14 protein-coding genes are annotated in these 19,474 nt (G+C 67.9%); 9 read left to right on the top strand and 5 right to left on the bottom strand.

What is annotated here, in order from left to right:
- Positions 1-12 precede the first annotated feature (12 nt).
- From brxD to ACWDV4_RS30005, 3 genes are all read left to right on the top strand, one after another.
- The gene (gene brxD, locus ACWDV4_RS30015) at positions 13-1,308 is read left to right on the top strand and encodes a BREX system ATP-binding protein BrxD (protein ID WP_449985671.1); all 1,296 of its coding nucleotides are present in this window, start codon (positions 13-15) and stop codon (positions 1,306-1,308) included.
- Complete coding sequence (locus ACWDV4_RS30010; protein ID WP_449985668.1) at positions 1,309-3,459, top strand: DEAD/DEAH box helicase; 2,151 nt, start codon at positions 1,309-1,311, stop codon at positions 3,457-3,459. It abuts the gene before it with no gap.
- Between the two features lie 223 nt (positions 3,460-3,682).
- A complete protein-coding gene (locus ACWDV4_RS30005) occupies positions 3,683-4,261 on the top strand; it encodes a restriction endonuclease (protein WP_449985690.1) in 579 nt (192 codons plus the stop codon).
- A gap of 57 nt (positions 4,262-4,318) precedes the next feature.
- On the opposite strand, the gene ACWDV4_RS30000 is transcribed toward ACWDV4_RS30005, so the two are convergent.
- Complete coding sequence (locus ACWDV4_RS30000) at positions 4,319-4,747, bottom strand: protein-tyrosine phosphatase family protein (protein WP_449985665.1); 429 nt, start codon at positions 4,745-4,747, stop codon at positions 4,319-4,321.
- Between the two features lie 321 nt (positions 4,748-5,068).
- Between ACWDV4_RS30000 and ACWDV4_RS29995 the strand changes: the two genes are divergently transcribed.
- The 5 genes from ACWDV4_RS29995 to ACWDV4_RS29975 are packed head-to-tail and all read left to right on the top strand — an operon-like array spanning position 5,069 to position 12,492.
- Positions 5,069-5,476, top strand: a complete 408-nt coding sequence (locus tag ACWDV4_RS29995) for a hypothetical protein (RefSeq protein ID WP_449985689.1) — start codon at positions 5,069-5,071, stop codon at positions 5,474-5,476.
- Positions 5,476-6,894 (top strand): hypothetical protein, encoded by a 1,419-nt coding sequence (locus ACWDV4_RS29990; protein ID WP_449985663.1) that lies wholly within the window; start codon positions 5,476-5,478, stop codon positions 6,892-6,894. The genes ACWDV4_RS29995 and ACWDV4_RS29990 overlap by 1 nt, the downstream gene beginning before the upstream one ends.
- Before the next feature lie 11 nt (positions 6,895-6,905).
- Positions 6,906-8,438 (top strand): VWA domain-containing protein, encoded by a 1,533-nt coding sequence (locus ACWDV4_RS29985; protein WP_449985687.1) that lies wholly within the window; start codon positions 6,906-6,908, stop codon positions 8,436-8,438.
- Positions 8,439-8,479: 41 nt separating this feature from the next.
- Entirely contained in the window at positions 8,480-9,595 is a 1,116-nt protein-coding gene (locus ACWDV4_RS29980) for an ATP-binding protein (RefSeq protein ID WP_449985660.1), read from the top strand.
- A complete protein-coding gene (locus tag ACWDV4_RS29975; protein WP_449985658.1) occupies positions 9,592-12,492 on the top strand; it encodes a DUF5682 family protein in 2,901 nt (966 codons plus the stop codon). Before ACWDV4_RS29980 ends, ACWDV4_RS29975 begins: the two co-directional genes overlap by 4 nt.
- A 415-nt stretch (positions 12,493-12,907) precedes the next feature.
- Here the strand turns inward: ACWDV4_RS29975 and ACWDV4_RS29970 are convergent, their stop codons facing one another.
- Both ACWDV4_RS29970 and ACWDV4_RS29965 read right to left on the bottom strand, forming a co-directional pair.
- Positions 12,908-16,123 (bottom strand): AfsR/SARP family transcriptional regulator, encoded by a 3,216-nt coding sequence (locus tag ACWDV4_RS29970; protein WP_449985655.1) that lies wholly within the window; start codon positions 16,121-16,123, stop codon positions 12,908-12,910.
- A 211-nt stretch (positions 16,124-16,334) separates the two neighbouring features.
- Positions 16,335-17,174, bottom strand: a complete 840-nt coding sequence (locus tag ACWDV4_RS29965; RefSeq protein ID WP_449985652.1) for an NAD(P)H-binding protein — start codon at positions 17,172-17,174, stop codon at positions 16,335-16,337.
- Positions 17,175-17,386: 212 nt separating this feature from the next.
- On the opposite strand from ACWDV4_RS29965, the gene ACWDV4_RS29960 reads away from it, so the two are divergent.
- Positions 17,387-17,707: a winged helix-turn-helix transcriptional regulator gene (locus ACWDV4_RS29960; protein WP_449985649.1), complete on the top strand. Its 321-nt coding sequence runs from the start codon at positions 17,387-17,389 to the stop codon at positions 17,705-17,707.
- 49 nt (positions 17,708-17,756) lie between these two features.
- On the opposite strand, the gene ACWDV4_RS29955 is transcribed toward ACWDV4_RS29960, so the two are convergent.
- Both ACWDV4_RS29955 and ACWDV4_RS29950 read right to left on the bottom strand, forming a co-directional pair.
- Entirely contained in the window at positions 17,757-18,482 is a 726-nt protein-coding gene (locus ACWDV4_RS29955; protein ID WP_449985647.1) for a VOC family protein, read from the bottom strand.
- 89 nt (positions 18,483-18,571) lie between these two features.
- Positions 18,572-19,243 (bottom strand): hypothetical protein, encoded by a 672-nt coding sequence (locus ACWDV4_RS29950; protein WP_449985644.1) that lies wholly within the window; start codon positions 19,241-19,243, stop codon positions 18,572-18,574.
- Between the last annotated feature and the right edge of the window lie 231 nt (positions 19,244-19,474).

The following is a 19,474-nucleotide window of genomic DNA, read 5'->3' as shown; positions in this document are numbered from 1 at the left end:
GGTGTCAGCCCGGTGCGTCGTCGGGAGGTCGTAGACGCCTTACGTCGGGGCGTGGTGCCATCAGCCGGCCTGGACCTGTTCGCTGTCGGTCTGGACCGCTTCCACGCTGCCGTTACCGAGGATCTGAATGTCGCTGCCGGCGGCGGGGCGGTGTTCAAGGCGATTCGGGGCGAGTACGGCTCCGGCAAGACCTTCTTCACCCGGTGGATCGCAGAACAGGCCAAGCGGAAAAATCTTGCCACGGCCGAGGTGCAGGTCTCGGAGAACGAAACACCGTTACACCGGCTGGAGACCGTCTATCGGCGGCTCACCGAGCGGCTGACCACCGCCACCTTCGCGCCCAGCGCTCTTCGGGCTGTGGCAGACGGCTGGTTCTACGCCCTGGAAGAGGATGTGCTGGCCGCCGGGGAGGTTGCGCCCGACGACAGTGAAGAGCTCGATCGTGCCGTAACAGCACTGCTGGAACAGCGGTTGGCCGAGGTGAGTCGGAGCGCGCCGGCCTTCGCCGCCGCATTGCGCGGCTACCGTACGGCCGTCAGCGCCGGTGATCCCGCTACCGCCGAAGCATTGCTCGCCTGGCTGGGCGGTCAACCACACGTAGCTGCGGCAGCCCGCCGTGCGGCTGGCGTCCGCGGCGACCTCGACCACTTCGGCGCGCTCAGCTTCCTGCAGGGCCTGCTGACCGTACTGCGCGACAGCGGCCACCCCGGCCTGCTGTTGGTGCTCGACGAGGTGGAGACCCTACAACGGGTACGTTCCGATGCGCGGGACAAGGCGCTCAATGCGCTCCGACAACTCATCGACGAGGTGCACTCCGGTCGGTTCCCTGGTCTGTACCTGGTGATTACCGGTACTCCAGCCTTCTACGACGGACCCCAGGGCGTCCAGCGGCTCGCCCCGCTCGCCCAGCGGCTTGCTGTCGACTTCACCACGGACCCGCGATTCGACAATCCGCGCGCGGTGCAGGTCCGGCTACCCGGGTTCACCCTTGAGGCACTGGTCGAACTCGGGGCCCGAGTACGGGACGTATACGCGGAGGGGTCATCTGCTCCGGAGCGGGTACGACACCTGGTGGATGGCGGGTACCTTGGGCAGCTTGCCAGGGCGGTGGCCGGCGGCCTGGGCGGCAAGGTTGGTGTCGCACCGCGGTTGTTTCTTAAGAAGCTGGTGGGGGAGGTGCTCGACCGGGTTGATCAGTTCCCCGACTTCGACCCTCAGCTGCATTACCGCCTGACGCTCGCAGCAGCCGAGATGACCGACGTCGAACGGAATGTGACCAGCGCCGACCACGTCACCCTGGACGTCTGAGTGTCGGCAGACCTGCTCCATCCAGTGGTCCTGCACCACATCGTCAACTCGCTGCAATGGCCGGCATTACGGCCAATGCAAGCGGAGGCTGTCCGACCACTGGTCGACGGGGACGACGCGTTGCTGCTGGCACCGACAGCCGGCGGCAAGACCGAGGCGGCGATGTTTCCCATGCTGACTCGGATGACGCAGGAGAACTGGTCCGGGACATCACTGCTGTACGTCTGCCCGCTTCGCGCGCTGCTCAACAACCTACTGCCCCGGGTAGCGGGATATGCGGGCTGGCTGGGCCGGCGGGCCGCGCTCTGGCACGGGGACGTGAGCACCGGCCAGCGGCGCAAGATACTGCGCGAGCGACCGGACATCCTGTTGACCACGCCGGAGTCTCTGGAATCCATGCTTGTCAGTGCCAAGGTTGATCATGAGGAGTTTTTTGGGCAGCTCCACGCGATCGTGATCGATGAGGTGCACGCGTTCGCCGCTGACGATCGGGGATGGCATCTGCTGGCGGTGCTTGAGCGGCTCAGCCGGATCGCGGGCCGTCCGCTTCAACGCGTCGGCCTGTCTGCCACGGTCGGCAACCCGCATGAGTTGCTGTATTGGCTGCAAGGGTCCGGGCGGGGGCAACGGCCCGCCCGAGTCGTGGCGCCGGAGAATGCTCCACCCCCAGACCAGGCGACGGAGCCCGCTGCCGTCATCACGCTGCCCCCCGGCGATGTGGAACTGGACTACGTTGGCTCGGTAGACAATGCGGCGCGAGTCATCGCCGCGCTCCACCGGGGCGAGAAGCGCCTGGTTTTCTGCGACTCCCGGGCACTGGTGGAAGAGGTAGGCCAAAAGCTCCGCCTGCTCGGTGTGACCACATTCCTGTCCCACGCCTCTCTGGCCATGGAAGAACGGCGACGGGCCGAGGAGGCGTTTGCTCAGGAGCGCGACTGCGTCATCGTCTCGACCAGCACTCTGGAGTTGGGCATCGACGTCGGAGACCTTGACCGGGTTATCCAGATCAACGCCCCACGGACCGTTGCGGCATTCCTGCAACGGATCGGTCGGACCGGACGAAGACCGGGCAGCAGCCGGAACTGCCTGTTCCTTGCGCTGAACGAACCCGGCCTACTGCAGGCTGCCGGTATGTTGCTCCTGTGGAGCCGTGGCTGGGTTGAACCAGTCGTCCCGCCACCGGAGCCTCGGCACATCGTTGCCCAGCAGATCCTTGCCCTCTGCCTGCAACAGCATCGGCTCGGCGATCAGATGTGGCAGGACGCGTGGAACGGGCTGTCCCCGTTTGACAAGACTGGTGAGGTCATCCTTCGGCACCTCGTCGAGCGAGGACACCTCGACAGCGACGATGGGATGCTCTTCGTCGGGCCAGAGGCCGAACTTCGCTTCGGCCGACGGCACTTTATGGATCTGATGGCCGTTTTCACCGCACCGCCGCAGTTCACCGTACTCTCCGGTCGTACCGAGATCGGTCGTACGGATCCTGCCCTGCTGACCGAGAAGGTGCACGGACCGCGTCGGCTTCTACTTGCTGGCCGAAGTTGGCAGGTTACCTACATCGACTGGAAGCGGCGTCGCTGTTTCGTCGAGCCGGTCGACAGCGGCGGCAAGGCACTTTGGATGGCCGGGGGTGCCCCGCAGGGTCTGTCGTACCCGATGGTCCGGGCCATGCGTGAGTTGCTGCTCGGGGCCGATCCGCCAGTCCGCCTGACCCAGCGGGCGGCTCGCCGATTGGCCGAGATGCGTGATGGTGGCACCAGTGTCGTTCACCCTGGGGGCACCATGGTGACGCGGAGCGGCCCGGACGACCTGCGTTGGTGGACGTGGGCCGGCTTCCAGGCCAACGCGACGCTCATCGCGACCCTCGGCAACTTGAGTGATCCGACGCAGCCATATGACGACGCTTTCCTGCGATTGCGAGCCGACCTGGATCGAGACACCTGGCGAGCCGGCATCGCTGACGCTGTCGACCGGATCTGCTTACCCGATGTCAGCGAGAAGGCGCTGGCTGGGCTCAAATTCAATGCCGCACTGCCGCATCGGCTGGCCATGGCGACCCTTGCGGCCCGGCTCGCCGATCTCGACTCCGCTGCTGCCGTACTACGGGAGCCGGTCAGGTTTAGCGTGGTACCTGACCGGAGTGCTGGGTAGCCGACAGTGGTGGCGCCGACGACTGGGAGTTGTCGTACCGAGCGGCCAGACTGGGGGTCTCCTCTCACCCCAGGGAGCTGCGATGCATCGGGTCCGGTCGTATCGGCGCAGCGATGGCACACGGGTCAGGGGTCACACCCGGAAGAACCCCCGCCGTACGACCAGCCGCCGCTCCGGCCGGGACGACCGGCTACTTCTGCTAGGCGGTGGTTGCTTGGGGATCGTGTTGCTGCTCGCACTGATCGTGGAGTTCATCCGTCGACACCCGTACTGGTCCGCGTTCATCGCGTTTGTCGTCATCGCCGCGACCGTCGTCGTGCTTTTTCTCGTACAGAAGGGACGGGCGCGGCAGGCGGCCGAGCGGGCCGCGCTCGATCGGATCATTGGAACGACCGACGCGATGACCGGCCCCGAGTTCGAGCAGTGGTTCGCCCGACTGCTCGGTACGTCCGGCTGCTCCGGCGTGACCGTCCTCGGTGGTACGGCCGATCGGGGAGCGGACGTCATAGCCCGTGCCCCGGATGGTCGCCGGGTGGTGGTGCAGTGCAAACGGCACAGTGCGAGCAATCGGGTCGGCAGCGCGGTGATCCAGCGGTTCGCTGGCACCTGCCGCACCATCCACCGGGGGGACATCTGCATGATCGTGACCAATGGGGCGTTCACCGTGGGGGATGGTCAGCGGTTGGCGCGAGAACTGGGCATCCTGCTGGTCGATCGTTCGATGTTGGAGCAGTGGGCGTACACGGGAATGCCGCCCCTGCCGATCGCCCGGCTCTGGCAACCGGCCCGGCCGGCGGCCTGACGAAGCCCCCACCTGACGAAGCTCCTGCCTGACGCCAGCCAGCACCTGACGAGTTTCCTACTGAAAACGGGCGACGAAGCGGCGCTGCCAGGGCGTCTCCACCGCGTGCCGGGAGTAGTGCTCGCGAACGTAGGCGACCGCCTCGTGACCGGGGACCCCGTCGAGTACGGCGAGGCAGGCCAGTGCCGTGCCGGTACGTCCGCGTCCGCCACCGCAGGCCACCTCGACGCGTTCGGTCTCTGCTCGGTGCCACGCCTCGCGTAGTGCCTCGCCGGCGGCGGTGCGATCGGACGGTAGCCGGAAGTCGGGCCAGCGAACCCAGCGGCTCTCCCAGGTGACCGGCGGTGGCTGCCGGCCCAGCAGGTAGAGGGCGAAGGTGGGCTGTTGACCGGCCGGTAGCGGATGGCGCAGCCCACGGCCTCGGACGAGTCGGCCCGAGGGCAGACGGAGCAGACCTGTCGTGGCGGGTTCCCAGGTGGTGACCACAGAACGAGCGTAGTTCCCCACCCAGGGACGTACGACGATGGGGCTGACCAGCAACTCGGCAAACTGTCGTACCTCGGGGCTAGTTTTTCGCCAGACGTCGACCGTGAGACTGATTCACGGCTCTACGTTTCGATGCGGTAGAAATGCCGTCACAAACCGTCCGTTTACGCGGGTTTCATGCTGTCGCATGCTGCCCGCGAGCCATTGTGCTGGAGGTTGAAGGTCGTGGACGCGGATCGCGCCGCGTGGGAGCAGCAAAGCACAACACGTGTGGTGCCCCCCGTCCGGCCCCGAAAATTGGCGAAGGTCCCCTTCGTCGAGATGGCCGACGGGCGGTTGCAGGGAGTCGTATCAAGCGGCTCGGACATCGAGCGGGTCTACGTCTCGTCGTTCGCAGCCGGGACGCACAACTTCAATTGCAGCACCAACAACAACCGTCCATGCGGTGGAGCGCACGGCTATGCGTGCAAGCACCTGGATTTGCTCCTCGACGAGGCCATCGTGCAATACGGAGTCGACCGGGTCGCTCGTTATCTGCGCGTCGAGGTCGACGAAAATGCGACAACCGCTTGGGATCTGCGTCGTCACATGAACGGCGCAAACGAGCGGATGCCCGCCGCTGTCGTCTTCAGCCGTTTCTTGCGGCACCTGTCCTATCTGGAATTGCCGGTCGTCGCCGAACCGGTTCCTGAGCTGCACTGGTTTCCGGCCATGGGAGCGGCCCGCTGATGCTCGAGACACAACTTTCCGCACTGCTCGACGACGCGCCCTCCGGCGTCGTGGAGACACTCGATCTGGTCACCGGCTTCGACGAGGGACTGGTGTCCGGCTTCGCCCGGCTCGGTGAGGAGCGGGCCGCCGCGTTGACCGCCCTCGCGGGGGCGATGGCGGCCACCCCGCTCGCCGAGCGGGTCGCCGAGGCCGCCGAGAAGGTCGCGGGCGGCTCGGTCACCGAGGAAAACCTGAGCGTATTGGCCGGTACGCGGACCGCGTTGCTCGGTGCGGTGCACGATGCCCTGCTCGCTCGGCTCGACACCGCGCTGCGGCGTACTCGGGCGACCTGGCCGCAGACCCCGGCCCCGACCCGGGCGGTTTCGGCCGGCAACCTGCTCAGCGGGTGCCGGTCCTGGCTGACCGAGTTGGCCATCGCCGGCTGGCGGGGCGTAGACCACGACCTCATCTCCAGCTCCGATCAGGTGCTCCAGGCCCTGCTGGCCGATCCGGAGCTGCGTCGACTGGCGGTGCTGACCGACGGTCTGGCGACCGAGCTGCACGCGGCCAGCCCGATCGGCACCATGGAGCGTCTGCCCGTACGGCGGTGGGCCGACCTTTGGACTCGGGCGCTGCTGTTGTCGCAGGCCGGCGCCAGAGGTGCCGACGCCCAGGCTGCGGAACGGGTCTCCGGGCGGCTGCTGATTCTCGGCGTCGACGTGCACGAGCACAGCACGGCGGTGCAGGTGCAGGTGCACGGACTGTTCGAGTCGGCCGATGGTGCCCCGCCCCGGCTGGTGCGTACGAGTGTCGCCGCGCCGAAGGTGGACACCATCGTCGGCTCGGCCCTGTGGCGGCTGTTCGCCAACCATCCGGTGCTGCTGGGGGCGCTCGCCGAGCGGCGCAGCCTGGAGATCACCGACCTACCCCTCCTCGACAGTGGTGACCTGATCTGGCAGGACGATCGGGCCAAGGCCGGCGACCCGACCGACCCGTTCGTCACCGCCCGGGTCCAACTCGCCGACGCGGTCGCCCCGGCGGCGGCACCGCTGGATCGGCATCCGGTGAACATCGCCGAGCCGGTGCTGATGGAGGGTTACACCGCCACCTCCTCCGACGAGGATGCGACGGTCACCTTCGCGTTCGGTGACGTCTCCATCCCAGTCGCCGTCGACCGCCTGCCATCGTGTGGGCCGCTCACGACGCAGCTGGTGGCCGCCTCCTCGGCGTGTATCGGGCTGCTTCGCTGGGACGGCGGTAGCTGGTCGCTCCAGCCGCTCGCGATCCAGGCGACGGTGAAACGTAAGCCGGTCGTGGTGTATACCGGCGACTGGGCGATGGGGCCCACCGATCCGAAGGTGGCGAAGGCGGAAGCCAAGGCCGGTGACGCTGTCGCCGTACTGCGGGAGCGGGCGGGACGGTTGCTGAGGCGATGAGTGATTCGCAGATCAACCTCCACGAGAACCGGCGTCAGGTCCTCTACTGGCGCCTGCTGGCCCGGGTGTTCGGCACCGACGAACAGCCCACCCTGGAGTCGGCGAGCGCGGCGATCATCGACGACATTGGACTCCCGATGGCGCTGCTCGACCCGACGGTGTCGATCGACAACATCGTGCAGCGTTTCCCCGAGCTGGCCGAGGACCTGCAGGGGCTGCTGGCGGAGACGGCCGACCCGGCCGAGGGCGACGACAGCGCCACGGCCAACGGGGCCGGCGGCAGCGCACCGACCGCCGGGGCCGGAGTGGGGCCCGACGACGCCAGCACCGGCCCAGATGAAGACGGCGCGGGCCCCGACGACGCCAGCCCAGGCACCGCTGGAGACAGCACCGCCGCTGACGGTGCCGACACGGCCACCGATGCCGGTGAGGCTCCGGGGGAGTCGATCGCTGCCGCCAGCGCCGTTGCGGAGCAGCCGGGAGCCGACGAGGTACGCCGAGCGGCGCTGGTGTCCAAACTGCTGCTCAACGTCTTCGCGACCGGTGCCGGCAACGTCTCCGCCCAACAGTTGGCCGGTTGGCAGGCCGATGTCGGCTGGTTCGAACGGGCCTGCGGCGTCGATCCGGGGCAGCTGCGGAGCCGCCCCGGCGACAATGAGCTGGGCGGGGTCCTGGCCGGCCTGGAAGGCGACCTGGTCCGCCGGATGCGTCTGCGCGAGGTGCTGGCCGACCCGAAGCTGGCCCGCCAGTTGACCCCGAGCATGTCGCTGATCGAGCAGTTGCTGCGGGACAAGGACAACCTGTCGGGGATTGCGTTGGCCAACGCGAAGGCGCTGATCCGCAAGTTCGTCGACGAGGTGGCCGAGGTGCTGCGTACGCAGGTCGAGAAGGCCAGCGTGGGCACCATCGACCGGTCGATCCCGCCGAAGCGGGTGTTCCGCAACCTCGACGTCGAGCGCACGATCTGGAAGAACCTGCCCAACTGGAACCCTGAGGACCAGCGGCTCTATGTCGACCGGCTCTTCTACCGGCACACCGCCCGGCGGACCACGCCGGCTCGGCTGATCGTGGTCGTCGACCAGTCGGGCTCGATGGTCGACGCGATGGTGAACTGCACCATCCTGGCATCCATTTTTGCTGGCCTGCCCAAGGTGGACGTGCACCTGATCGCGTACGACACCCGCGCGTTGGACCTGACTCCCTGGGTGCACGACCCGTTCGAGGTGCTGCTGCGTACGAAGCTTGGTGGCGGCACCGACGGCACGGTCGCGATGGAACTCGCCCAGCCGAAGATCGTCGATCCGCGTAACACCGTGATGGTGTGGATCTCCGACTTCTACGAGTGGCGGGAACAGCAGGTCTTCGACGGAATGGCGGCGGTCCACCGGTCCGGGGCGCGCTTCATTCCCGTCGGTTCCGTCAACAGCGGCGGCCACCAGAGCGTGAACCCGTGGTTCCGCGAGCGGTTCAAGGATCAGGGCACCCCGGTCCTCTCCGGCCACATTCGCAAGCTCGTGTCCGAGCTGAAGAACTTCCTCAACTAGTCCGACCTCAGAAACTTCCTCACCTAGGAGACCCGCGAAAAATGACCAACGAAATGCTGCGTGCCCCCGCCGAGGTCAAGTACGCCGAGGAGCTGGACTGGCTGGAGTCCGTCGACGACGGTCCGAAGCCGTTCTCGTGGCGGCTCAGCCCGCGCATGGTGCGTCTGTTCATCCTCGGCTCGGAACGTGCCGACGGGCTCGACCGGGAGATCTCGCAGAAGTGGTTCGGTGACCGCAGCTTCGTCGAGCGCGCCATCGTCACCCTCGCCTCGGACCGGGGGCTGCTGTTGATCGGCGACCCCGGTACCGGCAAGAGCTGGCTGGCCGAGTTGCTGGCCGCCGCGATCAGCCGCAACTCGACCCTGGTCGTCCAGGGCACGGCCGGCACCACCGAGGACCACATCAAGTACTCGTGGAACATCTCGATGGTGATCGGCAAGGGGCAGTCCCGCGAGTCGATGATCCCGTCGCCGATCATGACGGCGATGGAGCAGGGCGTGATCGGCCGCTTCGAGGAGTTGACCCGGTCGACCAGCGACGTGCAGGACGCGTTGATCTCGATCCTCTCCGAGAAGTACATCTCCATCCCGGAGTTGGACAACGACAACACCGTCTTCGCCAAGCCCGGCTTCTCGATCATCGCCACGGCCAACAGTCGGGACCGGGGCGTCAACGACCTTTCGTCGGCACTGAAGCGCCGGTTCAACTTCGTCCGCATTCCGGTCGTGACCAACAAGCGCAGCGAGGCGGAGATCGTCCGATTCCGTACCGTCGAACTGCTGCGCCGGCACCAGATCGAGCTGGACGTGCCGCCCACGCTGCTGGACATCCTGCTGCAGAGCTTCGCCGACCTGCGGGTCGCCGCCGCTTCGGCCAAGAGCGACGACGAGAAGTTGGAGTCGGCGCTCTCCACCGCCGAACAGATCGGCGTTCTCGAAGACGCGATCCTGCACAGCCAGTTCTTCGGCGACCGGACGCTGCGCGCCGAGACACTGGCCAACTCGCTGGTCGGCTCGCTGGTGCGACGCAGCCCGGAGGACCTGGCAATCATGAACAAGTACCTGCACGGTGTGGTCGAGCCCCGGAGCAAGTCCGACGGTGGCGAGTGGCCCGAGTTCCTTGAGGGCGGTCGGCAGGCGATCGCCACGCTCTCATGAGCACCGACGTGGCGGGCACGCCGACCCAAAAGGGGCCGCCGACCGACACCGTTGCGGACCTGTTCGGGCCGTTACGTCAGCAGTTGCTCGACGCCGCCACCGAGTTCGCCGACGGGCCCAACGCGCTGGCCGAGATCATGACGGGCATGGTCGACGACGTCGACCGGGCGTTGCGGGAGGAGCTGGAGATCTTCCCGGTATGCCACCATTCGCCGGCTTCCGGGCTGGCGATGGTGCGCCGTCTCCGCGAGAAGCAGCCCAAGGTGATCTATCTGGAGTTGTGCGAGGACCTGCGTCCGCTCCTGGACGAGCTGCGCAACTGCCGGCTCCCGGTGGCCCTGCAGGCGTACGCCGCCAACCTGGACGGCTTCCCGCCGCAGTGGGGCCCGCTCAGCGTTGTGGCACCGATCACCGAGGCGTCGGCCGAATACCAGGCCATCTCGTACGCCCTCGACACGCCCGGCGTCGAGTTGGTGCTGGTCGACCGGTCAGCGGACCACGTCTTCCAGTGGCTGCCCCGGGAGCCGGAGTCGAAGTCCGACGCCGCCGACGGTGACCCGGACTCGCCCAGCGAGGACGCGCCGAAGGAGGACCCGGCGAACGAGGAAGCCGCGTTGCACGGCGACGCGGTGGGCATCGAGATCGGTGACCTGCGGCCCCGCTTCGCCGAGCTGGAGGAACACCTGCTGCACCACGGCAAGGTCCGCCACTGGTCCGAGTGGTGGGACCAGTACGTGGAGCAGCCGCTTGCCGGTGCCGACTACGACACCTACCGGCAGGCGATGGTGCTGATCGGCAGCCTGTTCCGGCGGCTGAGCCCGGAGGACGCCGCTCGGTTGGCCCGGGACGAGGACCGGGAACGCTACATGTGGACCCGGATGCGGGAGCACCTGGGCATCTCGGGTGTCGACCCTTCGGAGTGCCTGTACGTCTGCGGCGCGTTCCACGCCGCCAGCCGGGTCGCGGAGTTCGGCCTGTCGGGCAGCACCGACTACGAGGTCAGCGCCCGTAGCGGCACCGAGTGGCTCTACGGTCTGATCCCGTCCAGCCATTCGGCGATCGAACGGCAGTTTGGGCTGGCCGGCGGCTCGGTGTCGATCGCCGGGGCCACCTGGACCAAGGCGTTGACCCGCTCGGGGCTCACCCCGTACCAGCTGGAGGGGCAGAAGGGGAGCCGTAAGCGGTCGAAGCGTACGAAGGCACTGCCGGCGGCACCTGCGGCGGCACCGGTCGCCGACCGGCTCACCGGGTTCCTGTCGAAGCCGCCGATGCTGGACGGCATCGACGAGGAGGAGCTGCTCGGTTGGTGTGTGGACATCGTCCGGCTGGCCCGGCGTAACGGCTATCTGTCCAGCACGGCGGACGCCATCGCGGTGTTCGAGACGTCCATCCTGCTCGCCGGCATGCGCAACCGGGCTCGCCCCACCCCGTACGACTTCCAGGACGCCGCGGTCACCTGCATCGAGAAGGACAAGGTACCGGGCCGTCGGGACGTACGCCGGTTGTGCGAGATCCTCATGGGCGGTGACAAGATTGGGCAGGTCGGGTACGAGGCGCTGCCGCCGCTGGCCCGTGACGTGTACGACCGGCTGGCCCCGCTCGGGCTCGACCTGGAGAAACGCACCCTGCAACGGGCGCTGCTGGACCTGACCGCCAACCCCGAGCTGGTGCCCTGCTCGGACCTGCTGTGGGTGCTTCGGTACCTGCTGCCGGAGGGCGCGTTCCGGCCGATCATGGGGGCCCGTCGCCTCGGCGAGCGTTCCACCCAGGAAAGCTGGGACCTGGCGGTCGGGCAGAACCAGCGGACGATCATCGAGCTGGGCTACGAGGGCATCACGGTCGAGCAGGTGTTGGAGCAACGGCTGCGCCGCAAGGTGTGGGCACCGAACGCGACCGCGTCGATGGCCCTCGCCGCGGTGGAGGACTCGCTGCTCTACCTGCGTAACCCACGGTTCACCGACGAACTCGGTGACCGGGCCGTCGAGCTGCTGGCCGCCGAACGTACGGTGGACGACGCCCCGGAGGTGCTGCGGCGGATCCGTCGGCTGCTGGCCCACTACCGGGCCACGCAGCCGCAGCTGCCCGGTTGGTGTGAGGCGTTCGTCAAGGCCGGCTACGCGCACTACTGCACCCTGCTGCCCATGGCCTTCGTGGACGAGCACATCGGGGTACGACAGGTCGGGGCAATGCTCGGCTTCCTGTTCACCCTGGAGAGTCTCGCCCTGGCGTTGGGCTGCGACCACGCCCAGCTGGAGTTGGCCGTCCAACAGTCGCATCCGGAGGCACCTGCCAAGGTGGCGCTGCTCTGGGTCGCCCGCTCCCAGTTGGGGCTGTTGACCCTGGCCGACCTGCGGGCGCGTTGTGACGAGATGCTGGGCAACCCGCTGGTGGTGCCGGCGTTCCCGCAGTACCTGAGCGGGTTCGTCCAGGCATTGGAGTCGGTGCCGACCCTGGCACCGTTCGTCGTGGAGACGATGTCGAAGGCGTTCGCGCGGCTGCCGGACCGGGTTCTGCTGCCCTGGCTGCCAACCCTGATCACCACGTTGCGCAGCCAGGCCGGTGAGCTGGTGCCGGTGTTGGTACGGGAGGCGGGGCGTACCTTCCCGGGCACCCTGTCGGCGGTCGACGCCTGGGCTCCGCCATGGACGGGTCGGGCGGTGCCGGCGAAACCGGCTGCGGCTGTCGCCGTGGCGGCGGGTCCGGTAGCCGAGCTGCTGGTGGGCCATCCGGCCACCTGCGACGCGGTGGCCGAGCTGCTCGGCTGCGACGGCGAGTGGCGGCCGGTGGGCGGTGTCCCCGCCGGAGACGAGTATCGCGAGGTCAGCGGGTTGCTGGCCGAGCATCCGGCCACCGCCGAAGCGGTTGCCGGTTTGCTCGACCCGGCAGTGGCTGGCTAATCGAGCGGCAGCGGCTGGCTTACCGATCGGCAGCGACGAGCTGACCGGAAGGATCCGGCACGCGGTGCCGGGTGATGGCCGGTACGGCCGAGGGGGCAGGGCGTTCTCGCCCTGCCCCCTGATGGCGTTTCTGCCCTGCCGCCGATGGCAAGGGCTATGGCAAGGCGCGGCGGTGAGACTACGAACGCTGACCGGGGTGGCGACCGTCGCCTCGGCGGTTCGGTCTGGCTGCGCGTGTGGTGGTGCCGTCTGGAAATAACGGGGGTGGGCGGAGACACCACTGGTACGCGGCCAGCACCTGACTCGCCCGCTCCAGTGGCCGCCAGCGACCGGCGGTCACTGGAGCAAGGCCGGGCACGGGGCAACGGCCGAAACTCACTGGGAGCAGGGCCGAACACAGGGCAATGGCCGTCGGTTAGTGGAGGAATGCGGCCACTGCGGTAGTTTCGGGCACCCCGAGGCCGCTGAAGATCTTCATGGCCTGGGTTCCGTGCCGGTGGGCTCCCTCGTGGTCGCCGAAGGTACGCAGTACCTGGGCGATGCCGAACGTGGCGCGGCCTTGCTGGAAGCGGTCGCCGCAGCGTACGGCCATGGCCAACGCCGCCTGGTAGGGCCCCAGCGCGGATGTTCCGTCCTCCGCCGTCCGATGCGCCTCGCCCAGGTCGTTGTGGATCTCGGCTTCCCGGCTCGGGGCGTTCAGCCGCCGAACGAGCTCCAGCGCGGCGTGGTGAAGTTCGATCGCGGTGGCGTGCGCGCCGAGTCGAGAATGGACCGTCCCGAGCCCCTTCAGCGCGGTGCTCTCGGCCTCCCGATTGCCGATTTCCCGAGCCAGCATGAGGGCGCGTTCGTGCGCCTCGCGGGCTGATTCGACCTCGCCGAGACTTAGCTGGGCCGCGCCGAAATGGTTGAGTACGTAGGAGAGGATGCGCCGGTCGTTGTGCCGCTCGGCGATGGCCCGGGCCTCCCGCAGCAGGGACAATGCCTCGGCGTGGTTGCCCAACCGGTCCTCCAGAACGGCGGCGTTGTCCAGGGAAACGGCCTCGCCCCGTTGGTCACCGGTCTGTCGGTAGAGCGCCATCGCTTGCCGGTAGTGCTCGGCCGCATCGCCGTACCGGCCGAGGTTCTTCAGCGAGATGCCGAGGTTGCCCAGCATCATCGCCTCGCCCCGCTGGTCGCCGATGGCCCGTTGGATCGGCAGCGCGCGCAGATAGTGGTCGACGGCGTCGTCATACCGGCCGAGGAGGTCGTAGACCACCCCGAGGTTACCCAGGGTAACTGCCTCGCCGGCTCGGTCGCCGGCCTGGCGGCGTAGCGGCAGCGCCTGCCGGTAGTAGTCGGCCGACTCGTCGTACCGTCCGGTGGCGTACCGGGACGCGCCGAGGCTGTTGAGGATCTCCCCCTGGGCGTACGGGTCGGCCAGTTGTCGGGCAGCCGCCAGCGCGGGCGGCCCGGTGGCGTACCAGTCGTCGCTGTAGCCGCGGATGAAGAAGAACTTCCAGATAGCCTGCGTGAGCTGCCAGGCGTGTACGAGCCGATCCCCGGCCCGCAGGATGGCCGCGACCAGTCCGGTCCGCTCCGCCTCCAACCAGTCGATCGCCTCGTCGTACGTGATCGGAGCAGGTCCCGACACGATCGGGGAGAGTACGGGCAGCCGTGCCCGGCTCCGGTGCGGATCGATCAGGTCCATGGCGACGTTGGCGGTGTGCAGGTACCAGTCGTAGAGCCGGTTCAGCGCCTCATCCGACTCCACCGTGGCGAGTTCGGCCGCGTACTCGCGTAGCAGGTCGTGCATCTGAAAGCGGCCGTGGCAGTTGTGTTCGACCAGGTGGGCGCCGACGAGCAGGTCGAGCAGCCGTCCGGTCCGGTCGAGGTCGAGGCCGGCGAGGTTGGCGGCGGCGAGCAGGTCCCAGTCCGGTCCGGGATGCAGGCCGAGCTGCCGGAACAGTTGGGCGGCTGCCGGTGGCAGGGCCTGGTAGGACCAGGAGAAGACCACCCGCAGGGCGGTGAGCGGGTCGCCGGGAAAGGAGAGTACGTCCAACCGCCGGGTCCGGTTGGCGAGCTCGGCCACCAGTTCGGCCAGGGGGCGGCTGGGGGACGGCGTTCTGGCTTCTGCACCTGCGATGACCTGGCCGGCGCGCTTGGCGGCGATGACCTGGCTGCTCTTTCCAGCAGCGATGACCTGGCCGGCGCGTTCGGCGGCGATTCGCAGGGCGAGTGGCAGGCCGGCGCAGAGCCGGACCAGTTCGACGCGAGCCTCCGGCTCGGCGTCCACCCGGGCGTCCCCGAGGATGCGACGCAGCAGGTCCGTTGCCTCGGTGTCGGTGAGGCGGTCCAGTGCCAGTCGGCGGGCACCGTCGCGGGCCACCAGTGCGGCCAGGTCGTCCCGGCTGGTCACCAACACCAATGATCCGGGGGAGCCGGGCAGGAGTGGCCGGATCTGCTCGATCGAACGGGCATTGTCCAGGACGACGAGCATCCGCCGACGGGCCAGTAACGACCGGTACAGGGCCGCTCGTTCGTCCAGGTCGATCGGGGTACGGTCGACACCCAGCGCGCGGAGGAACCCGTCGAGCGCGGCGGCGGCCGATTTCGGTTCGCCCGGATCGTAACCGCGTAGGTCGATGTAGAGCTGGCCGTCGGGGAACTGCCCGACGACCCGATGTGCCCAGGTCACCGCCAGGGCGGTCTTGCCGGCTCCACCCGTACCGGTGATCGCCACAACGGCCACGGCGGGGGCCGTCGTCAGATCCCGTAGGTGGCTGTCGAGGGTCCGCAGCGCCTCGGTACGACCGGTGAAGTGGGCGACCGGAAGGGGAAGCTGAGCCGGCGCTGGCGAGGCTGCTGGAGCCGGGGCCGGAGTCGCCAGGACGGCCTGTGCTGCCGGTGCGGTGACAGGCGTCAGGGTGGGATCGTCGCGCAGCATCGCGGTACGTAGTTCCTGCAACTCGAGGCCCGGGTCGAGGCCGAGTTCGTCGGCGATTCGGCCCCGGATGCGCTCGTAGGCCTCCAACGCCTCGGTACGCCGGCCGCACCGGTAGAGGACGAGCATGAGCTGCGCGGTGTACGCCTCGTGCAGTGGATTCTCGGCGACCAGGGCGGTCAGTTCACCGACGATCTCACGATGTCGTCCCCGGTCCAGCTCGCTGGCCATCAGCAGCTCGGTGGCGGCCAGCCGGAGTTCGGTCAGCTCGACGTCGATGCGTAGTTGAAGCCGGTCGGGGATCAGGTCGGCCAGCAGGGGACCGCGCCACAGGTGTAGGGCGGCCCGCAGTGTTTCGACGCGTTCGTCCAGGTCGGAGCTGGCCTGGGCGCGGCCGATCAGGGTACGGAAGAGGTGGGCGTCGACCTGCTCGGGGTGTACGTCCACCCGATAGCCGGTGGCGGTGCTCAGCAGTTGCACGTCGAACGGTGTGAGCACGGCACGCAGGCGGGAGACATGGGTGTGCAGACTGGCCCGGGCGGTTGCCGGCGGATCGTCGTCCCAGAGCAGGTCGGCCAGTCGGTCCGGTGGTACGGCTGACCCGGTCTCCAACAGCAGCAGCGCGAGCAGCATGCGCTCACGTCGTCGGCCCAGCGCCACCGGTCGCCCGTCGTGTAGCGCTTCCATCCGACCGAGCAGTCGGAACTCCATCAGCCTCCCCGAGGACCAGCGGCACCCAGCGCATCGTGGCACGCCAAGGCGGGTCCAGCGAAAGTCTATGGCGCGGAGTCCAGCCTCAGATGGCGGGCTGCCGGCAGGCCCAGGCCGTCCTCGCACCGACTGCCGGCGCTGCCCGTAGTCAGGGGAAACACCAGCAGTCGGCGAGAACGCCTCGATGGCGGTCAACAGGGAATTACCGGACCTACCGGAAGGCGGCAACGTGACGCTGAGCCCAGTCAGCGAAGGCGCGCGGCGCTCGGCCGAGAACCCGCTCGACATCTGGGCTGATCCGCTGCTCGGCGTCGAGCGGGTCACCGATGATGTCGAGGGTGCCGTCGGCCACCGGCTCGGGCATGAATTGCAGCATCTGTGCGCGGGCCTCGTCGCGGGTTTGCTCGGTGAACTGGATCGGTTCGCCGAGTGCGTTGGCGATTGCTGCGACCCGCTGTCGGGGTGTGACGAGGGCGGGTCCGGTCAGCTCGTAGACCCGCCCGGCGTGGCCGTTTCCGTGCAGGGTGGCGGCGGCGACCTCGGCGATGTCGCCCGGGTCGATGCCCGGCAGACCGACGTCGCCGAACGGCGCGGCGACCGTCCGCTGGGCCCGGACCGACTCGATCCAGGCGTACGTGTTCGAGTTGAAGCCACCCGGCCGCAGGATCGTCCAGTCCATGCCTGACTGTTGGACGACAGTCTCGATGAAACGCAGGGGCGAGTGGGAGGGCGACTGCGGTCGGGTCCCGGCGGCCTGGGACGACAGCAACACGATCCGGCCGATTCCGCCGGCCTTGGCGACGTCAAGGATGTCCCGTGGGTTCAGGTGTGCACCGGCACCCGCGACGAGTAGAAACAGTGTGTCAGCCCCGTCGAGGACAGGCCGGAGACTCTCCGGGTTGGCCAGGTCCGCCTGCTGGTGTCGTACGCCCATTGGCAGGTCCACCGTGGGTGCGTTACGGGAGACTGCGGTCACCTGCTTGCCGGCTGCCGCGAGTGCCTGTACGAGCGGTCGACCGACGTTTCCCGTCGCCCCCGTTACTACGATCATCACTGAGCTCCTATGTCACGTCATCGTGGTTTCCTACGCCCGATCAGGGCGAAGATGCCGCATGGTTTCAGCGGCTCGATGACGCTAACAGCGTCGGTATAGTAGGTACCTAGAGGAAAGTGACTATCCAAAAGGTGCATATGGCTGACCCGGCAACCTGGACCAGACCTGCGTCGACCGATCCCGAATCCGCCTGTCCGATCGCTCCAGTCGTGGACATCGTGTTCAGCCGGTGGACCACCCCGATCCTGTGGACCCTCAACGAGCACGGTCGGCAGCGGTTCGTCGAACTCGAACGACGGATCAACGCGATCACACCGAAGGTGTTGACCCAGCGGCTGCGGCAACTGGAACGCGATGGCCTGATCGTGCGCACCAACCATCCCGAGGTTCCCCCTCGGGTCGAGTACGAGATCAGCGAGCTTGGCCGCAGCCTCGCCCCACTCTTCGCCCACCTCGCTGAATGGGCCGCCGGCAATCTCAGCAAAGTTGAGCAGTCCCGGAACGACTACGACACCAAGCCGGCCCGGTAGCTCGCCGACAGAAGGGCGGGATTGCCAGGCGAGTCCTGAAGAGCCTCCGTCACCCCTGCTGATCGAGGTCCCACACGAAGCAGAAGGGCTTGCCGGCCGGGTCGGCGTACACCCGCCAGTTTTCCCCCTCGCCTGGTAGGCGGGTGGCACCGAGCGCGAGCGCCGCAGGCTCGGCCGCTGCCACGTCGTCGACCCGTACGTCGAGGTGGATCTGCTGCGGGTGGGCCGGATCGGGCCAGCGCGGCGGCGAATAGTCGGCCACCTGCTGGAACATGAGCGGCTGGCCGCCCTCCTCGCCGATCATCACCATGCCGTCACCCTCGTAGGTCACCGGCTTGCCGAGCAGTTCCGCGTAGAACCCGCTCAGCGCCTTTGCGTCGGGGCAGTCCAGCATTACGCCCATCAGCGTGGTGCGTGGGTCGTCGGCGTTGAGACACAGGTCGAACGGGTGCCCGGCCGGGTCGGCCAGGGTGTGCCACCGCTCGTTGCGACGCAACAGCGTCGCGCCCAGTTCCTGCGCCCGAGCGGTGGCCGCCGCCAGGTCAGGCACCCGCAGGTCGAGATGGGCCTGCTGGGGGTGAGCGGGATCCGGCCACCGGGGTGCCACGTGGTCCGGGGCGAGCTGGGTCGCCACCCGCCAACCGTCGTCGGTGGTCATCGTGATCCAGTCGTCCTCGACAAAGGTCTGCGTCCACCCGGCCAGCTCCTGGTAGAACCTGGCCAGGCCGGCGAAGTCACGGGTGTCCAGGGCGATGGTCCGCAAGGTGCCGATCATCGTTTCTCCCCTCGGATGGGCGTCGACACATAATTGCCCACGGTACGACAAAATGATGTCAGCCCAGCGAACTGCCACCGCGCCGAATGTCAGTCAGCCAATGGCCGCCGGTCCGCAGACGCATACTGGCGTAGGTACTCCCAGACCGGCTTGGAAAGCTCCTCATCGGATCGCTCCTGGCCCTCCACCTCGTACCGGGCGAGGTTTTCGATCCAGAACCGGGCAATGAACTGGTCGAAGTCGTCGGCCACCCGCACCAGATCCTCATGTGCTTCCTCCTGGGAGACTTCCTGCAGGTCGTACGCCTCCCCACCGCACAAGACCTCGTGACTGCCGTCTGGCAGCAGGTGCAGATACCAGAACAGACAACCCTGCTGATCGTTGAGGAACCGCACCAGCTGTGCCCCGTGGTGGACAGGGCTCGGCGCTACTGGAAGATCGGAAGCCCAGTAACACGACGTACAGGTCGGCACCGAGTCGCGTAGCACCCGATCAGCCATGAACGCGACGAACTGTTCCGGCAGGGCCGCCTCATGCCCGGACACGGGTACGCCATCGGTCAGCGTGACCAACCCGTACTGACCGGCAGCACGCTCACCGAGTGGCACCAGCTCCCGCATCCAGTTGTGCAGACCACCTGGATGTCCGAGGGGAAGCGTCGGCAGCGTGGCTTGTGAACTGCCGCTGTACGTGGAGAAATCGGCCTCGTCGCTACGGAACCTGCCGAGGCCGAACGAGATCCAACCGTCCTTGATCGTCATGGCGGCACGATAGCGGCGGCCACCGACATCGCCCACGGCCGTTGTCGAGCGATAGATTTCACGCGTCACCATCAGGGGCAGTCAAAAACCCGTCGCACGGAATAGCAAGGACGTGCTCGGGCACGACGAGGTGTTTTAGAGGGACCGTCAGTAGGTGTTATTTGAGGCGGCGGGTGGTGGGGCGGGTGTTCCAGCGGTAGTGGGTACGGGCTTGCCGGATGAGGGCACGCA

Source organism: Micromonospora sp. NPDC003197 (genome assembly GCF_053590565.1).
This window is presented reverse-complemented; position numbering and strand designations above follow the sequence as displayed.